This is a genomic window from Pseudomonas sp. WS 5059 (genome assembly GCF_012985525.1).
Classification (GTDB): Bacteria; Pseudomonadota; Gammaproteobacteria; order Pseudomonadales; family Pseudomonadaceae; genus Aquipseudomonas.
Window position 1 is genome coordinate 26,131 of sequence record NZ_JAAQWO010000001.1, and the last position, 15,729, is coordinate 41,859.

Genomic DNA, 15,729 nt, shown 5'->3' on the forward strand with positions numbered 1-15,729 from the left:
GCAGCTGATGAAACGCCCACGGTTTTTACCCGACAACTTCACCCTGATCCTGATTGCCACGGTGGCCCTTGCCTCCTTGCTCCCCGTCAGCGGCCAGGCCGCCGTGGCCTTTGGCTGGGTGACCAACCTGGCCATCGCGCTATTGTTTTTCCTGCATGGCGCCAAGCTGTCGCGCCAGGCCATCGTCGCCGGTGCCGGGCACTGGCGCTTGCACCTGCTGGTGTTCAGCCTGACCTTCGTGCTGTTCCCGCTGCTGGGCCTGGCGCTCAAGCCGCTGCTGTCGCCGATGATCGGCAAAGACCTGTACATGGGCATGCTCTACCTGTGCGCGTTGCCGGCCACGGTGCAGTCGGCGATTGCCTTTACCTCCCTGGCGCGGGGCAATATCCCGGCGGCGATTTGCAGTGCGGCGGCGTCCAGCCTGTTCGGCATCTTCCTCACGCCGTTGCTGGTGACCCTGTTGCTCAATGTGCATGGTGACGGCGGCTCGACTGTGGATGCGATTCTCAAGATCAGCGTGCAGTTGCTGCTGCCGTTCATTGCCGGGCAGATCGCCCGGCGCTGGATTGGCGCGTGGGTGGGGCGCAATAAAAACTGGCTGAAATTCGTCGATCAGGGGTCGATCCTGCTGGTGGTCTATGGCGCCTTCAGTGAGGCCGTCAACGAAGGCATCTGGCATCAGATCCCCTTGTGGGAACTGGGCGGCCTGGTGGTGGCCTGCTGTATCTTGCTGGCGCTGGTGCTGGTGGCTTCCGCGCTCTTGGGCAAGGCGTTCGGCTTCAACCAGGAAGATCGCATTACCATCCTGTTCTGCGGCTCGAAGAAAAGCCTGGCCACCGGCGTACCCATGGCCCAGGTGTTGTTCGCCGGCAGCACCATGGGCGTGTTGATCCTGCCGTTGATGCTGTTCCACCAGATCCAGTTGATGGTCTGCGCGGTACTGGCCCAGCGCTATGCCAATCGCCCGGAGTCGATTCCCGAGATCATGGCGCAGGTCGATCCCTGAACCATCGTGTTACTATTTTTGCGCGCCGCTCCAGGGCAGGCATCGGGCCGTCAGGATCGGCGCGCAACCGAGTAAAACGACCTGTCGATGAGTACTTCCACCGCAACCCCCGCCGCCAATTGGCAACCGGTCATCGCCCTGGCGCTGGCCGCCTTTGTGTTCAACACCACCGAATTTGTCCCGGTCGGCCTGCTCAGTGCCATCGGCGCCAGCTTCGACATGCCAATCGCCCAGGTCGGCCTGATGCTCACTATCTACGCCTGGGTGGTGTCACTGACCTCGCTGCCGGTGATGTTGCTGACCCGTAACGTCGAGCGGCGCAAGTTGCTGATTGTGTTGTTCGGCATGTTTATCGCCAGCCATATCCTCTCCAGCGTGGCCAACAGTTTTGGCCTGTTGATGGTCAGTCGTATCGGCATTGCCTTGTCCCACGCGCTGTTCTGGTCGATCACTGCCTCCCTGGCGGTACGGCTGGCGCCGCCGGGCAAGCAGGTGCAGGCGCTGGGCTTGCTGGCCACTGGCACTTCGCTGGCGATGGTCTTGGGCATTCCCCTCGGGCGCCTGCTGGGTGAAGCCATGGGCTGGCGCACCACGTTTATCGTGATCGCCGGGTTTGCCGCCGCACTGGTGTTCTGGCTGGCGCGCACCTTGCCGTTGTTGCCGAGCCAGAACTCCGGCTCGCTGCGCAGCCTGCCGATGCTGTTCAAGCGTCCGGCGCTGGTGGCGCTGTATGTGTTGACGGCCATGGTGGTCACCGCCCAGTTCACGGCCTACAGCTATATCGAACCTTTTGTCGAACGCGTCGCGGGCCTGGGTGGCAATGCGGTAACCCTGGTGCTGCTGGTGTTTGGCGGGGCGGGGATCATCGGTTCGTTGCTGTTCAGCCTGTTGCACCGCTTCAGCCCCTATCGCTTTTTGCTGGTGGCCGTGTCGGTGCTGGCGCTGTGCCTGGGGCTGCTGTTGCCCCTGAGTGGTGACGTGTCGTACCTGGTGGTGCTGAGCGTGTTCTGGGGCATGGCGATCATGGCCTTTGGCTTGGCATTGCAATCCAAGGTCCTGGTCCTGGCACCGGACGCAACGGATGTGGCGATGGCGATGTTTTCCGGGATCTACAACATCGGCATCGGCGGCGGCGCGCTGCTGGGCAGTTGGGTCGGCGGGCACTTTGGCTTCGCCTGGATCGGCGCGGCGGGGGGCTTGCTGGCGGTAGCGGCGCTGGGGTTGTATTGCCTGTCGATTTATCGGTTTGGCCAGGGTTAAGTCGCAAACCTCCCGTTATAAACCGCTTTGTGCGTGTGCGTAAGCTGTCAGATCTGACAGTTGTCTAATCGGTCCTCCAGGCTTTTACTCCTTCTCAGACGCAGCGCCCAGCCGGTGGTTAGGCGCTGAACTTGAAGGCGCAAACTTCCAGGGACGGACTGATCATGCAGACCCTATCCAAATACGTGATTCTCGGCGGCGCATTGCTTTTGGGCTATGGCGCCACAGCGACGGCGGCGACCTTTGTCGATCTGGGCAATGCGGCGGGCAAGCAATGTGTCGCAGTCTCGGTCAATGACAGCGGCCAGATCGTGGGCAGTTGCAGCACCGCGACCCCCAGCGCCAATGACAACCCCTGGTATGCGGCCTCTAGCGCGGGGCCCCAGCAAGTGTTGCCGCCGCTGGTGGCCAACCAACCCTGCTCAGTGGGGAGCATTGGCAATAGCGGGGTGATGGTGGGGCGTTGTACGGATGCGAGCAATTTCAATTTTGCTGTGACCTGGAGCGCCGCTGCACCGGCGGCGGCCCCGATCAAGCTCACCCCCCTTCCGGCGACTTTGTTGTTTCCCTTGTTGCGTCCCGCCGATGTCCATACATATGCGACCGCCCAGAACCAGCAAGGAGCGGTGCTCGGCTTGAGTATCAGTGGCAGTGGCAAATCTACCGTTGTGTTGTATCGGCCAGGCATGACAGCGCCCGAGCGCATCTCTGACTGGGACAGCATGTGTCTCGGTACGGTGGTGAACAATACCCTGATCAGCGGATACCCCAGCATCCTGATGAACTGCCCGGTCAACGGCAAGATTGTGGCAAGGGTTGTCCGGCGCGGAGGGGGTGGCTACACCACCACTGACTTGCCTGTGCCAGCCGGGGCAAGTTACTGCATAGCGGTGGATATGAACGATCAGAACCAGGCGGTGGGCAGTTGCCTATACCCCCACTCTGCCACCAACAGCAGCAAAACCGCATTCTGGCCCACCCCCACCAGCGCACCGTTGCTGCTCACATTGCCGTTGAATGCCATGAACTCGGGGGTTGCGGTGAACAATGCCGGGCATGTGCTGGCGCGAGGCACTGCGCCTTCGGGCTTTACCACGGATTTCTACTGGGCGGACACCAGCTCCAGCTTCGGCGTGCAGCCCATCCCGTTTTTGCCGGGCAGCGTCAGTACCAAGGCGTTTGGCCTGACTGAAAATGGCACGGTCGCGATGGACTGCACCGACAGCGCCGAGTACGCCACCGCCTGCACCTGGGATCCGGACAATGGAACCCAGGCCATTGCCCCCATTGGCGGTGGGCACCAGAGCATGCTGAACAGCATTTCGTTTAGTGGCACCTTCATTGCGGGCGCGTCCACTGACACGTCGCAAGACGTCAGTGCCGTGGTGGCGCCCTTGCCCTGAGAGGTTGGACGTCCCCCTGTAGCGTTGGATCCAGGATTGAGGAGGTGGGTATGAAAAGGACAGCAGCATTGCTGGCAGCGGGGATGATCCTTCAGTTACTGGCGGGTGCACCGAGTTACGCAGGGGGGCTTAAATCCGGGGTGCACTTCCCACCAGAGCAACTGCATCAAATGAGCTTTTTGCCGATCTTGCCATTTGATCTCACAGCCGATGCGTTTACGCCCCCCAGTCCGGTCATCAAGGCCCCGGATGTAAGCCCGATAGGCGGCAACCAATCCAATGCGCCCAGTTGGTTTGTGTGCACAAGCAAAGGCATCAAGCTGGTGCGGGACGGCTCGATAGTGAAAACCCATTATTGTGATTGAGTAGACGGTACCCAGACTTTTAATCCCTGGAGCGGTCGATGGGGGGGTGTTGGATCTACGGTTGAGGAGGTGTGTATGAAAAGGACGACGGCATTGCTGGCAATAGGGACAACCCTTGTGTTTTTAGTGTCTGCACCGACTTATGCGGGGGGGCATAAAGATGAGGTGTACTACCCTGGTGGAGGTCCCATCATTGATGCGACACACCAGATCGTCACGCGAGTCTTTGGTATTATCCAGTCATTTATTCCATCCGCCCCAGTCATCAAGGCCCCGACTGTAAGCCCGATCGGCGTCAACCAATCCAATGCGCCCAATTCGTTTGTGTGCACAAGCAAAGGCATCAAGCTGGTGCGGGATGGCTCGATAGTGAAAACCCATTACTGTGATTGAAGCGCCGGCATGCCGCTGCAGGCACCGGCATGCCGGCCCCACAGCGGCCTAGCTCAGAACTGCGGCGTGTACTTCACACTGAACATTACATTGCGCGGGTCACCGTAGAAGTTGTTGCCATTCAACTGGTTGTACCCGGAGGCGTAATAGGTCTTGTCAAACAGGTTGTTGGCATTGACCGCCAACCCCACTTCCGGCGTCAGTTGATACGCCACCCGCGCATTCCACACGGTGTAGCCCGCCACGTCGTAGTTGTACTCATACCCCAGGGTATGGCTCTGGGTGGTAAAGCCCAACCCGGTGCTGACCTTGCTCCAGTCGCCACTGAACTGGTAGTCGCCCCACACCCGCAACATATGCTTGGGCGTCCACTGGCTGAACACCCGGCCCTTGTTATCCCGGTCCTCAAGGTATTTGGTGGTGTTGTAGGTATAGCCGGCAAACAGTTGCAGGCCGCTCAACACTTCACCGCTGATCTCGGCTTCCAGGCCCTGGCTGCGCACTTTGCCCGAGCCTGTGGCGCAGTAGGTGCCGCCGCAGATTTCACCCAGGGAGTAGTCGGTGATCGCACGGTTTTCCTGGTCGTAGCGGAACAGCGCCAGGGAGGTATTGACCCGCCCGTCGAGCAATTCGCCCTTGAGGCCGACTTCGTAGTTGCTGCCTATCACCGGCTTGACCACCGCCCCGCTGAGGTCGCGCTGGGTCTGGGGCTCGAACACGTCGGTGTAGCTGGCATACACCGCCCACTCGCGGCTCAGGTCGTAGACGATCCCGGCGTAGGGCGTGACTTCGCCGGTTTCGTTGGTGGTGCTGGGCTTGTTGACGGTGGTGGCGTGGGTCACCGCCGTGATGCCCGAGGAGGTATAGCTGTAGTCATACCAACTGACACGGGCGCCGAGTACCAGGGTCAACGGGTCGATGGGCTTGACGCGCCAGCTGCCATATAGGCCTTTTTGGCGGATGTCGTATTTGCTCGGTGTTGCACGGCCGCCGGGGGTGTTCATCAGACCCTCGTAGCTGATTTCGGGGCGGTGGTTATCGATGTCGAAGATGTTGTCGGTGCTTTGGTTAAAGGTCCGGGCAATGACGTCGTTGGTGGTGTATTTGGAATAGTTGCCGCCCAGGGTGATTTCCTGGGCCATCGACAGCGCCTCGAAACGCCCGGTGAGGTGGGTGTCCAGGCCGATCTTGGTGCCGTCGAAATCGGTGTACCAATCGGCATAGGTCAACCCGCTGCCGTCGGCGTTAATGCCTTCGCCGGTACTCTGCACGCGTTGGTGGGTGGAGGTGTTTTCTTCGCGCATGCGCACCGCGCCGAGCTTGAACTTCCAGTCATCGTTGAAGCGGTGTTCCAGGTCGGCATACAGGGTGGTGACGTCGATCTGCGAGTGGTTCCAGCGCGAGCCGCTGAAGGTCGAGCGGGGCAGGTCAATCGGCTTGCCCGTGCTGTAGCGCGGCAGGCCCCGCAGCATCGGCCGGGACTCGGCATTGGTGCGGCTGACGGCCAGGCCCAGGGTGGTGTCTTCCTGCAGGTCGAAGTCCAGGGCGCCGTACAGCGAGTGGGTCTTGCTCCATTCGTAGTCGATGAACGAATCGCTCTGGTCTTCATCCGCCACCATCCGCCCACGGATCGTGCCGCTCTGGTTCAGCGGGCCGCCGGCGTCCAGTTGCAGGCCGTAGTGGTCCCAACTGCCGGCCTTGGCAGTAAGGGCCACGGTGGGTGCCGTCTGCCCGCGCTTGCGCACCAGGTTGATTGCGCCACCGGGGCTGCCTGTGCCCTGCAGCAGGCCGGAGGCGCCGCGCAGTACCTCCAGGCGGTCGAAGAAAATCATGTCCTGGGTGGCCCAGTTGCCCAGGGCATAGGTATTGCGCGGGATCGGCACGCCGTCGTACTGCCAGTCATCGATCTGGAAGCCGCGGGAGGTGATGATCATGCCTTTGCCCACGCCTTGCACGCCCACCAGGCCGGTGGTGTGGTTGACGGCGTCCTTGAGGTCGACCAGATCCTGGTCGTCCATTTGCTTGCGGGTCATCACCGTGATCGACTGGGGGATTTCCTTGAGGGTGTGGGTGCCCTTGCCGATCGTCACCGCCCGTGCGGCGTAGGAACCGCTGCCTTCGGTGGTGGTGGGGTCGATGCTGCGCTCGACAATCGAGGTCACGCCCAATTGCAGCGCGCTGCCGTTGTCGGCGGCAGGCTCGACGCTGAAATTACCTTGCTCGGTGATACGCAACTGCAAGCCGCTGCCCGACAACGCACGGTCCATAGCCTGTTCGGCCGGCATCTGGCCGATCACCGCCTGGGCCTGTTTACCCTGCACCAACACCGGGTCCAGGGACACAATCCGCCCGCTCTGGCTGGCAATGGCGTTCAGCGTTTGTGCCAGCGGGCCGGCCGGCAGGTTGAAAGACAGGCTTTGCGCCTGTACCAAGGCAGGGCTCGCCAGGGTTGCCAGGGCAACGGCGACAGAAAGGGCGTGGGGCCAAGGGTTGAGCACAGCATTCTCCTGAAGGTGTGGACGTGTCAGGAGATAGGTGGGCCGAGAATTGAAAACCGGACACAAATAAGAGTGATTTGCATAAAAAAGTCTGGCCCGGGTTATTTGGTGCCAATCACGGTCAGCCACGGGCTGTAGTGATTCACCCGGATCGGCAGGGTTTCGGCCAGGGCCGCGAAGGCGCGGCGGGGGTCGTTGAGGGGGAATACGCCTTGCACGCGCAAGTTGCGCACCTGCGGGTCGACGCGTACAAATCCCCGGCTGTACGGGCGCAGGGCGTTGACCACTTGCTCCAGGGAATCGTCCAGCACGCTGAGGTGGCCGGCGAGCCAGTCGGCCCGGTAGCCCTGGTTGCCGGCCAACGCTTCGATGCGCTCGGCATGCAGCATCACCGATTGGCCTTGCAGCACCGTGTGCTGGATGCCGTTGTGCAGCGTCGCCTGGACCGAATGCTCCAGCACCACCACCCGCGTGGCGTCTGGCTCCTGGGACACGAGGAAGCGCGTGCCCAACGCTTGCACACTGCCCTGGGCGCTGCGCACACGCAGTGGCCGCTGGGGGTCGGCCGCCACCTGAATCACCAGTTCACCGTGGCGCAGGATGATCAAGCGCTGGTGCTGATCGAACTGCACATCCACTGCGCTCTGTGCATTGAGGCTCAGGCGGCTGCCATCGGCCAGGGTGAAGGTCTGGCGTTGGCCGCGCCCGGTGTGCAGGTCGGCCAGCAGGTCGTCGCCGAGCGGGCTGCGCGCTGCCAACCACAGGCCGCCACCCAGCAGGCCCAGGCCGCCGATGGCGCGCAGTATGTCCCGGCGCGAACCTTGGGGCTGCAACAGCACTTGCCGCGCTTCGCCGGGCAGGCGTTTGTCGAGGGTGCGCAGGGTGTTCCACGAGCCGCCCAGGCGTTCCTGCAAACGGGACCAGGCTTGGACGTGGGCCGGGTCGAGGGCCAGCCAGGCATTGAAGCGCTCCTGCAACCGCGCATCCGGTGTGCCGGCGCGCAGGCGCACCATCCAGTCGATGGCCTGCTCGCTGACCGGGTCCAGCCGGGCCTTGCTCACGGGGCCAGCTCGGCCAGGTAGCACTGGCGCAGGGCCTGTTTCATATAGCGGCTGACGGTGCGCTCGGACAACTGCAACTTGCGCGCAATCGCCACGTAGCTCATGCCGTCCAACTGGCTATAAAGGAACGTGGCCTTGACGATCAGCGGCAAGCCATCGAGGGCGCGGTCAATGGCGACCAGGGCCTGGATCAGTTGCAGTTGGTCTTCAGGGGAGGGCGCCAAGGCTTCGGGGGTGGCGGCCAGGCGTTCCAGGTAGGCGGTTTCCAGGCGACTGCGCCGGTAGCGATCAAAGATCAGCCGGCGGGCAATGGTCGAGAGATAAGCCCGGGGTTGCTCGATGCTGTCGGGGTCGACCCGGGCGGCGAGCATCTGGCAGAAGGTATCGGCGGCGGTGTCTTCGGCATCGGCATGGTTACGCACGCGATGCTGGATATGTTGCAGCAGCCAACGGTGATGGTCATTGAAAAAGAAGCCCAGCTTGCGGATTGGAGGTGACTGCACGGGTCGACTTTCTCAAGGGTGGTATTGTGAATCGTTCTCAATACTACCTTTTGTGCGAGGGGGGGTGCAATAACCGGTAGTTGCAGGAGCAAGCTCGCGCCTACATAAAACGGCATTCCAGCGCTATAGGGCCGGTTGTACGCAGCCATCCTGCGCCTGGTCTTGCGAGGCATTGACCAGAATAGTGTGCCCGCTCCAGAGCCCCAGCGTTCAAAAACGCAGATCCCGCAAACACCAATAAACCCTGGTAGGAGTTGTCGAGCTTTAGCGAGGCTACGATAGCGGTGGTTCAGCCAACATCAATGCCAGCAATCCCGCCGCCATCGCAGCCTCGCTGGGGCTCGACAGCTCCTACATTGTTTGTGCTCGCTCCAGAGCCCCAGCGTTCACAAACGCAGATCCCGCAAACACCGACAAACCCTGTAGGAGTTGTCGAGCTTTAGCGAGGCTGCGATAGCGGCGGTTCAGCCAGCATCAATACCAGCAATCCCGCCGCCATCGCAGCCTCGCTGGGGCTCGACAGCTCCTACATTGTTTGTGCCCGCTCCAGAGCCCCGGCGTTCAGAGACGCAGATCCCGCAAACACCAATAAACCCTGTAGGAGTTGTCGAGCTTTAGCGAGGCTGCGATAGCGGCGGTTCAGCCAACATCAATACCAGCAATCCCGCCGCCATCGCAGCCTCGCTGGGGCTCGACAGCTCCTACATTGTTTGTGCTCGCTCCAGAGCCCCGGCGTTCAGAGACGCAGATCCCGCAAACACCAATAAACCCTGGTAGGAGTTGTCGAGCTTTAGCGAGGCTACGATAGCGGCGGTTCAGCCAACATCAATGCCAGCAATCCCGCCGCCATCGCAGCCTCGCTGGGGCTCGACAGCTCCTACATTGTTTGTGCTCGCTCCAGAGCCCCGGCGTTCAGAGACGCAGATCCCGCAAACACCAATAAACCCTGGTAGGAGTTGTCGAGCTTTAGCGAGGCTACGATGGCGGTGGTTCAGCCAACATCAATGCCAGCAATCCCGCCGCCATCGCAGCCTCGCTGGGGCTCGACAGCTCCCACCTCGATTTTCATTGTTTGGGGGATTGCATTTGAGATGCAGTAGACGCGTGCAACAGGGAATTCAGACCCCTGAAGCTCCAAGGTGGGAGCTGTAGGCACTGGCAACATTGATATCCGCCCTCGCAACGATCCGGGCAATGTTTTTGATCGCTCCCACAGGACGTGGGAGCGATCCGTCAATCAAGACGCTATCAGGCGATAGCATCCCAGGCGCGGTCGCCTTTTTCGTCCTTGATGCGGGTCGGCAGGCCCATTACGTCCAGCGCCTTGAGGAACGGCTCGGCTGGCAGTTCTTCAACGTTGGCCATGCGTTGCACGTCCCACTCGCCACGGGCTACCAGCAGCGCAGCGGCTACCGGTGGAACGCCTGCGGTGTAGGAGATGCCCTGGCTGTCGGTCTCGGCATAGGCTTCTTCGTGGCAGGCCACGTTGTAGATGAACAGCTCGCGTGGCTGGCCATCCTTGGTGCCCTTGACCAGGTCGCCGATGCAGGTCTTGCCGGTGTAGCCCGGTGCCAGGGAAGACGGGTCAGGCAGCACGGCCTTGACCAGTTTCAATGGCACCACTTGCAGGCCTTCGGCGGTGGTGACCGGTTTCTCGGAGAGCAGGCCGAGGTTGTTCAGCACGGTGAACACATTGATGTAGTGTTCGCCGAAGCTCATCCAGAACCGCACGTTGGGCACGTCGAGGTTTTTCGACAACGAGTGCACTTCATCGTGGCCGGTCAGGTACAGGTTCTGTGAACCCACTACCGGCAGGTCGTCAGTACGTTTTACTTCGAACATGGTGTTGCTGGTCCACTGGCTGTCCTGCCAGCTCCACACCTGTCCGGTGAATTCGCGGAAGTTGATTTCCGGGTCGAAATTGGTGGCGAAATATTTGCCGTGGCTGCCGGCATTGACGTCGAGAATGTCGATCGAATCAATGCGGTCAAAATGCTGTTGTTGCGCCAGCGCCGCATAGGCGTTGACCACACCTGGGTCAAAACCCACACCGAGGATCGCAGTGATGTTCTTCTGCTTGCATTCCTCCAGGTGGTTCCACTCGTAGTTGCCGTACCACGGCGGGGTCTCGCAGACCTTGCCCGGCTCTTCGTGGATGGCGGTGTCGAGGTAAGCCACGCCCGTGTCGATGCAGGCACGCAGTACCGACATGTTGAGGAAGGCGGAGCCGACGTTGATGACGATCTGCGATTGGGTTTCGCGGATCAGGGCCTTGGTCGCTTCCACGTCCAGGGCGTCCAGTGCAAAGGCCTGGATCTGGGCGGGTACCTTGAGGCTACCCTTGGCCTTGACGCTGTCGATGATGGCCTGGCATTTGGAGATGTTGCGCGACGCGATAGCAATACGACCGAGTTCGTCGTTGTGCTGCGCGCACTTGTGGGCCACCACCTTGGCGACACCTCCTGCACCAATGATAAGAACGTTCTTTTTCAATTGCTTTATCTCTCCTTTATCTGTCCGCTTTACGAAAGGCTGGACAGGTAGTCGTCGTAACCAAATTCACGAACCACTTCGACTGTACCGTCGAGTTGTTTCACTACGATGGACGGCATTTTCAGGCCGTTGAACCAGTTTTTCTTGACCATGGTGTAGCCTGCCGTGTCGATGAACGACAGTCGATCGCCGATGGCCAGCGGCTGATCAAATTGGTATTCGCCGAAGATGTCCCCGGCCAGGCACGACTTGCCGCACACCATGTAGGTGTGTTCGCCGGTGCTCGGCGCCAGCTTGGCGTTGAGGCGATAGATCAGCAGGTCCAGCAAATGGGCTTCGATGGAGCTGTCGACCACGGCGAGGTTTTTGCCGTTGTACAGGGTGTCGAGCACGGTCACTTCCAGGGAGGCGCTGTTGGTGATCGCCGCTTCGCCGGGTTCCAGGTACACCTGCACGTCGTACTTTTGCGAGAACGCCTTGAGGCGCTGGCAGAACGCGTCGATGGCGTAGCCTTCACCGGTAAAGTGGATGCCGCCGCCGAGGCTGACCCAGTTGACCTTGTGCAGCAGCGTGCCGAAGCGTTCTTCGATGGTGCCGAGCATCTTGTCGAACAGCTCGAAATCACCGTTCTCACAGTTGTTGTGGAACATGAAGCCGGAGATTTGCTCGATCACGCCTTCGATCTTCACCGGGTCCCACTCGCCCAGGCGGCTGAACGGGCGCGCCGGGTCGGCCAACAGGTAGTCGGAGCTGCTCACTTGCGGGTTGACGCGCAGGCCGCGAGTCTTGCCTTCGCTGCGCTCGGCAAAGCGCTGCAGTTGGCTGATGGAGTTGAAGATGATCTTGTCGCAGTTGTCGAGCATCTCCTCGATTTCATCGTCGGCCCAGGCCACGCTGTAGGCGTGGGCCTCGCCTTCGAACTTCTGGCGACCGAGCTTGAGCTCATACAGCGACGAGGACGTGGTGCCGTCCATGTATTCCTGCATCAGGTCGAACACCGACCAGGTGGCAAAGCACTTGAGCGCCAGCAGCGCCTTGGCGCCGGACTGCTCGCGCACGTAGGCGATCTTCTGCATATTGACCAGAAGCTTCTGTTTGTCGATGAGGTAATACGGGGTTTTGATCATTTTTCAGAGCCTGCGGCGGAGCCTGCCAAAAAAGGACAGGCATTGTGCCCGCACTTGCTCAGGATCGAAAGGTTAGTCAGCGGAATTTGCAGGCTTTGGTCTGCGCGATACTCAGGTATTGGTCTTTAACTTGGTCCACAACCGTGTGGCCAGGCGGGCGATGGCCGGTGGCAGGTCTTCGACGGTGAACAGGCTGTCCAGCACAGCCCCGGAGGGGTAGATCGCCGGATCTTGCTTGACCTCGGGATCTACGAACGGATCCGCCGCACGGTTGGGGTTGGCGTAGTGAATGTGGTTGCTGATGTTGGCAATCACCTTGGGCTCCAACAGGTAGTTCATGTAGGCATAGGCATTCGCCTCATGGGGCGCGGCCTTGGGCATCACCACCATGTCGAGCCACAGGGTGGAGCCTTCCTTGGGGATCGAGTAGCCAATTTCGATGCCGTTCTTCGCCTCCCTGGCACTCGCCGCCGCCTGCACCACGTCGCCGTTGAAGCCGATGACCGCGCAGATATTACCGTTGGCCAAGTCGCTGATGTACTTGGAGGCGTGGAAGTACTGTACGTATGGCCGAATCTTCAGCAGCGCCTGCTCGGCCTTTTTGTAGTCCTCGGGGGCGTGGCTGTGGTGCGGTAGGCCCAGGTAGTTGAGGGTGATCGGCAGCACCTGCGTCGGGTTGTCGATAATCGCCACGCCACACGCGCTGAGCTTCTTGATGTTGTCTTCAGCAAAGAACAGGCTCCAGGAGCGGGTGACGTCGGTGGTGCCGAAGATCGCCTTGATCTTTGCGACGTTGTAGCCGATCCCCGCCGAACCCCACATATAGGGAAAGCCGTACTGATTGCCGGGGTCGTTGACTTCGAGCTTTTTCAGCAGCGCCGGATCGAGGTTGTGCCAGTTGGGCAGGCGGCTCTGGTCCAGCTTCTGGATGGCCCCGGCCTTGATCAGGCGCGAGAGGAAGTGGTTGGACGGGCTGACCACGTCATACCCGGTGTTGCCGGTCATCAGCTTGGACTCCAGGACCTCGTTGCTGTCATGGATGTCGTAGGTGGCCTGGATGCCGGTGGCCTGGGTGAAGGCGGGCAGGGTGTCGTCGGCGATGTAGCCGTTCCAGTTGGAGATGTTGACGGTTTCACCCGCCAGCGCGGCGGATGAACACAGCGCGAGCAAGGTGGTCATGGAGCGTTTGTGAATAAGCATGATCAAGCACCTGTGTGAAGGTTTGTTGTTCTTGTGTGATCAGATTTCGCTGCGCGCCCGTACGGCTTCCACGCGCATGCGCAGCAGGGCCCCGAGGTCGAACAGCGGGCGCGGCGGAAGCCAGCCGGGCTGGGCGCGCTGGATGACCGATTGCAGCAGCGGCGAGGTGTGCCCCGAGGCCCATTCCGCCAGCAGGCGCCCCCACAGGCTGCCCCGGGCCACGCCGGCACCGTTGCAGCCCGCGACCGCATACAGGCCATCGCGCACCTTGGCGAAGTACGGCTGCCCGGAGCGCGTGGCGCTCAAGTGGCCAGTCCAGGAGTAGTGGATGTCTTGCTCGTCCAGCCACGGAAAGCGCCGTTGCAAACCCTGTACATGGTGCCGGCGGCGCTGCAGCAGTTCGCGGTTGGACAGGTCGCGGGTGCGGTATTCGGCGGTGTTGCGGATCATCACCCGGCGATCCGGAGTCAGGCGCACCGTGGCCCCCAGCGGGCGGGTGGAGAGCACGCCCCAGGGTTCGACCGTGCCCATCTGGCGGTACTCTTCGTCGGTGAGCGGGCGGGTCAGGCTGGCACTGAGCTCCATGGGGAAGCTGGCGCTGTGGTCCAGGCCAACCCGGGGAATAAAGGCGTTCAGGCACACCAGCACCTGGCGGGCCTCGACGCTGCCATTGACGGCGTTGGCGCGGATGGCGCCATGGGCCATGGGCTCCAGGCCTGTGACGGGGCTGTTCTCAAAGAGCGTTACGTTGGCGGGCAAGGCCTGCAGCAGGCCGGTGACGTACTTGGCCGGTTGCAGCAAGGCGTTGCCGTTGCCGCACCAGATCGCGGCCTGGTAGTGGGCGGTGCCGAGCGTGTGGCGCAGGGCTTCGCCTTGCACGAAATGGGCAGCGGCACCCGCCGCGTGCAAGGTCGCCAGCCTGGCTTCGACCTGCTCCAGTTTGTCGCGGTCGTGGACGGCAAAGTAATAGCCGCTGTCGCGAAAGTCGCAGTCGATGTGATGGGTGGCGACGCGCTTGCGCACTTCCTGGGTGGCGGCCTGGGAGATAGCGCAGTCCACCTCATACCCGGCGAACCCGCCACGCCCCATCAACTCGTCGGCGCCGGGATACTCATGGGCCACCACAAATCCTGAATTGCGTGCCGAGGCGCCCTGGGCCGCCCGTTGTCGATCCAGCAGCACAATGCGTGCCTGCGGATGCAGTTGCGCCAGGCTATGGGCGGCACACAAGCCGGTGATGCCGGCGCCGATCACCAGCCAGTCGGCTTGGTGCGTGCCACTTAAGGGCGCACGGGCGGGCAGGCTTTGGGTTTGGGCAATCCAGCCACAGCTATTTTCCACAGGGCACCTCGGTTGAATGCATCACCGGCATGGGTGAGTCGCGCAGGATTTATTGTCAGCTGGAATCTATAGGGGCTTGGGTGATACAACCAACGTTATAAAATCATCCATCTATTCGGAAAGCGCATGGATAACCGCCATCACCTGCCTTCGCTGCAAGCCCTGCAAGCCTTGGTCGAGGTTGCCGAGCGTGGCAGCTTCACTGCCGCGGCGGGGCGCTTGTGCCTGACCCAAAGTGCGGTCAGCCGCCAGATCCAGCAATTGGAAGGCCACTACGGTGTGCCGCTGCTGGTGCGCAACAGCCGCAACCTGCGGCTGACCCTTGAGGGCGAATGGGTGCTCGACAGCGCGCGTAGCGTGCTGGCGCAGTTGCAGCGCCTGGAGGATCGGCTGTCGCCGCACCAGCGCCCGTTCCGGATCCGCATGCATGTGTCATTGGCGGTGCGCTGGCTGCTGCCCAAGTTGAGTGATTTCTACCGCAGCCACCCGGATATCTCACTGGCCATCGAGACCGTGGCCACCGAGGTGGTCGAACCGGCCAGCGACAGTGACGCCTACATCCTCTACCTGCCCAAGCCCACCCACGATGGGGATTGCCTGGTGCTGTTCGAGGAAGCGCTGGTGCCGGTCTGCGCCCCTGGGCTTGGGCCGTTGGCGTCGGCGCAGGACCTGGCGCGCTTTGCCTTGCTGCACCGCTCGGCCGACCGCCAGGACTGGGCCACCTGGCTGGCGGCGCATGGCGGGCGGTCGCTGGCGGACTATCGCCATATTCCCTTCAACCTCGATGAACTGGCGCTGGATGCCGCTGCGCGCGGGCTTGGGGTGGCGATGACTGACCGCACACTGGCGGCCGAATCGGTGGAGCGCGGTGTGCTGGTAGTGCCCTTTGGCCAGGCCCTGGCCACGGGCGGGTGCTATGCGTTGTGCCTGCAACCGTCGGCCGCTGCCCATCCGGCGTTGGGGGTGGTGAGGCAGTGGTTTGGTAGCCAGGCGCACAATTCGTAAACTCTTGTCATGGCCCCAGTGGAACCTACAGCGGCGCAATGCGACGCAATAGGAAATTACATCGCTGCGGGGAT

At 61.7% G+C, this 15,729-nt stretch carries 13 protein-coding genes; 6 read left to right on the top strand and 7 right to left on the bottom strand.

Annotated elements, in window-relative coordinates:
* The first annotated feature begins 7 nt into the window (after positions 1 to 7).
* The 5 genes from HBO12_RS00120 (at position 8) to HBO12_RS00140 (ending at position 4,427) form a co-directional block, all read left to right on the top strand.
* Entirely contained in the window at positions 8 to 1,006 is a 999-nt protein-coding gene (locus tag HBO12_RS00120; RefSeq protein WP_169957362.1) for a bile acid:sodium symporter family protein, read from the top strand.
* An 87-nt stretch (positions 1,007 to 1,093) separates the two neighbouring features.
* A complete protein-coding gene (locus HBO12_RS00125) occupies positions 1,094 to 2,266 on the top strand; it encodes a sugar transporter (protein ID WP_170041016.1) in 1,173 nt (390 codons plus the stop codon).
* Positions 2,267 to 2,430: 164 nt separating this feature from the next.
* Positions 2,431 to 3,669 (top strand): hypothetical protein, encoded by a 1,239-nt coding sequence (locus HBO12_RS00130; RefSeq protein WP_170041017.1) that lies wholly within the window; start codon positions 2,431 to 2,433, stop codon positions 3,667 to 3,669.
* 50 nt (positions 3,670 to 3,719) lie between these two features.
* On the top strand, positions 3,720 to 4,034 hold the full coding sequence (locus HBO12_RS00135; protein WP_170041018.1) for a hypothetical protein: 315 nt from the start codon (positions 3,720 to 3,722) through the stop codon (positions 4,032 to 4,034).
* Positions 4,035 to 4,109: 75 nt separating this feature from the next.
* Positions 4,110 to 4,427, top strand: coding sequence for a hypothetical protein (locus tag HBO12_RS00140; protein WP_170041019.1), 318 nt, complete (start codon positions 4,110 to 4,112; stop codon positions 4,425 to 4,427).
* Between the two features lie 53 nt (positions 4,428 to 4,480).
* Here HBO12_RS00140 and HBO12_RS00145 read toward each other — a convergent pair whose 3' ends face one another.
* From HBO12_RS00145 to HBO12_RS00175, 7 genes are all read right to left on the bottom strand, one after another.
* Entirely contained in the window at positions 4,481 to 6,925 is a 2,445-nt protein-coding gene (locus HBO12_RS00145) for a TonB-dependent siderophore receptor (protein WP_170041020.1), read from the bottom strand.
* Positions 6,926 to 7,026: 101 nt separating this feature from the next.
* On the bottom strand, positions 7,027 to 7,986 hold the full coding sequence (locus tag HBO12_RS00150) for a FecR domain-containing protein (protein WP_170041021.1): 960 nt from the start codon (positions 7,984 to 7,986) through the stop codon (positions 7,027 to 7,029).
* Complete coding sequence (locus tag HBO12_RS00155; RefSeq protein WP_104912118.1) at positions 7,983 to 8,489, bottom strand: sigma-70 family RNA polymerase sigma factor; 507 nt, start codon at positions 8,487 to 8,489, stop codon at positions 7,983 to 7,985. Before HBO12_RS00155 ends, HBO12_RS00150 begins: the two co-directional genes overlap by 4 nt.
* Before the next feature lie 1,248 nt (positions 8,490 to 9,737).
* Complete coding sequence (locus HBO12_RS00160) at positions 9,738 to 10,982, bottom strand: saccharopine dehydrogenase family protein (protein ID WP_169957090.1); 1,245 nt, start codon at positions 10,980 to 10,982, stop codon at positions 9,738 to 9,740.
* 29 nt (positions 10,983 to 11,011) lie between these two features.
* The gene (locus tag HBO12_RS00165) at positions 11,012 to 12,109 is read right to left on the bottom strand and encodes a carboxynorspermidine decarboxylase (RefSeq protein ID WP_170041022.1); all 1,098 of its coding nucleotides are present in this window, start codon (positions 12,107 to 12,109) and stop codon (positions 11,012 to 11,014) included.
* A gap of 111 nt (positions 12,110 to 12,220) precedes the next feature.
* Positions 12,221 to 13,309: a polyamine ABC transporter substrate-binding protein gene (locus HBO12_RS00170; RefSeq protein ID WP_170041023.1), complete on the bottom strand. Its 1,089-nt coding sequence runs from the start codon at positions 13,307 to 13,309 to the stop codon at positions 12,221 to 12,223.
* Between the two features lie 39 nt (positions 13,310 to 13,348).
* On the bottom strand, positions 13,349 to 14,650 hold the full coding sequence (locus HBO12_RS00175) for an FAD-dependent oxidoreductase (RefSeq protein WP_170041024.1): 1,302 nt from the start codon (positions 14,648 to 14,650) through the stop codon (positions 13,349 to 13,351).
* Positions 14,651 to 14,776: 126 nt separating this feature from the next.
* Between HBO12_RS00175 and HBO12_RS00180 the strand changes: the two genes are divergently transcribed.
* Positions 14,777 to 15,655 (top strand): LysR substrate-binding domain-containing protein, encoded by an 879-nt coding sequence (locus HBO12_RS00180; RefSeq protein WP_169957096.1) that lies wholly within the window; start codon positions 14,777 to 14,779, stop codon positions 15,653 to 15,655.
* Positions 15,656 to 15,729 lie beyond the last annotated feature (74 nt).

Bases quoted from the DNA above. Each gene is read 5' to 3' on its own strand.
- HBO12_RS00135 (WP_170041018.1), top strand. From the start codon at position 3,720: ATGAAAAGGACAGCAGCATTGCTGGCAGCGGGGATGATCCTTCAGTTA.
- HBO12_RS00165 (WP_170041022.1), bottom strand. From the start codon at position 12,109: ATGATCAAAACCCCGTATTACCTCATCGACAAACAGAAGCTTCTGGTC.
- HBO12_RS00180 (WP_169957096.1), top strand. From the start codon at position 14,777: ATGGATAACCGCCATCACCTGCCTTCGCTGCAAGCCCTGCAAGCCTTG.
- HBO12_RS00170 (WP_170041023.1), bottom strand. From the start codon at position 13,309: ATGCTTATTCACAAACGCTCCATGACCACCTTGCTCGCGCTGTGTTCA.
- HBO12_RS00140 (WP_170041019.1), top strand. From the start codon at position 4,110: ATGAAAAGGACGACGGCATTGCTGGCAATAGGGACAACCCTTGTGTTT.
- HBO12_RS00125 (WP_170041016.1), top strand. From the start codon at position 1,094: ATGAGTACTTCCACCGCAACCCCCGCCGCCAATTGGCAACCGGTCATC.
- HBO12_RS00130 (WP_170041017.1), top strand. From the start codon at position 2,431: ATGCAGACCCTATCCAAATACGTGATTCTCGGCGGCGCATTGCTTTTG.
- HBO12_RS00120 (WP_169957362.1), top strand. From the start codon at position 8: ATGAAACGCCCACGGTTTTTACCCGACAACTTCACCCTGATCCTGATT.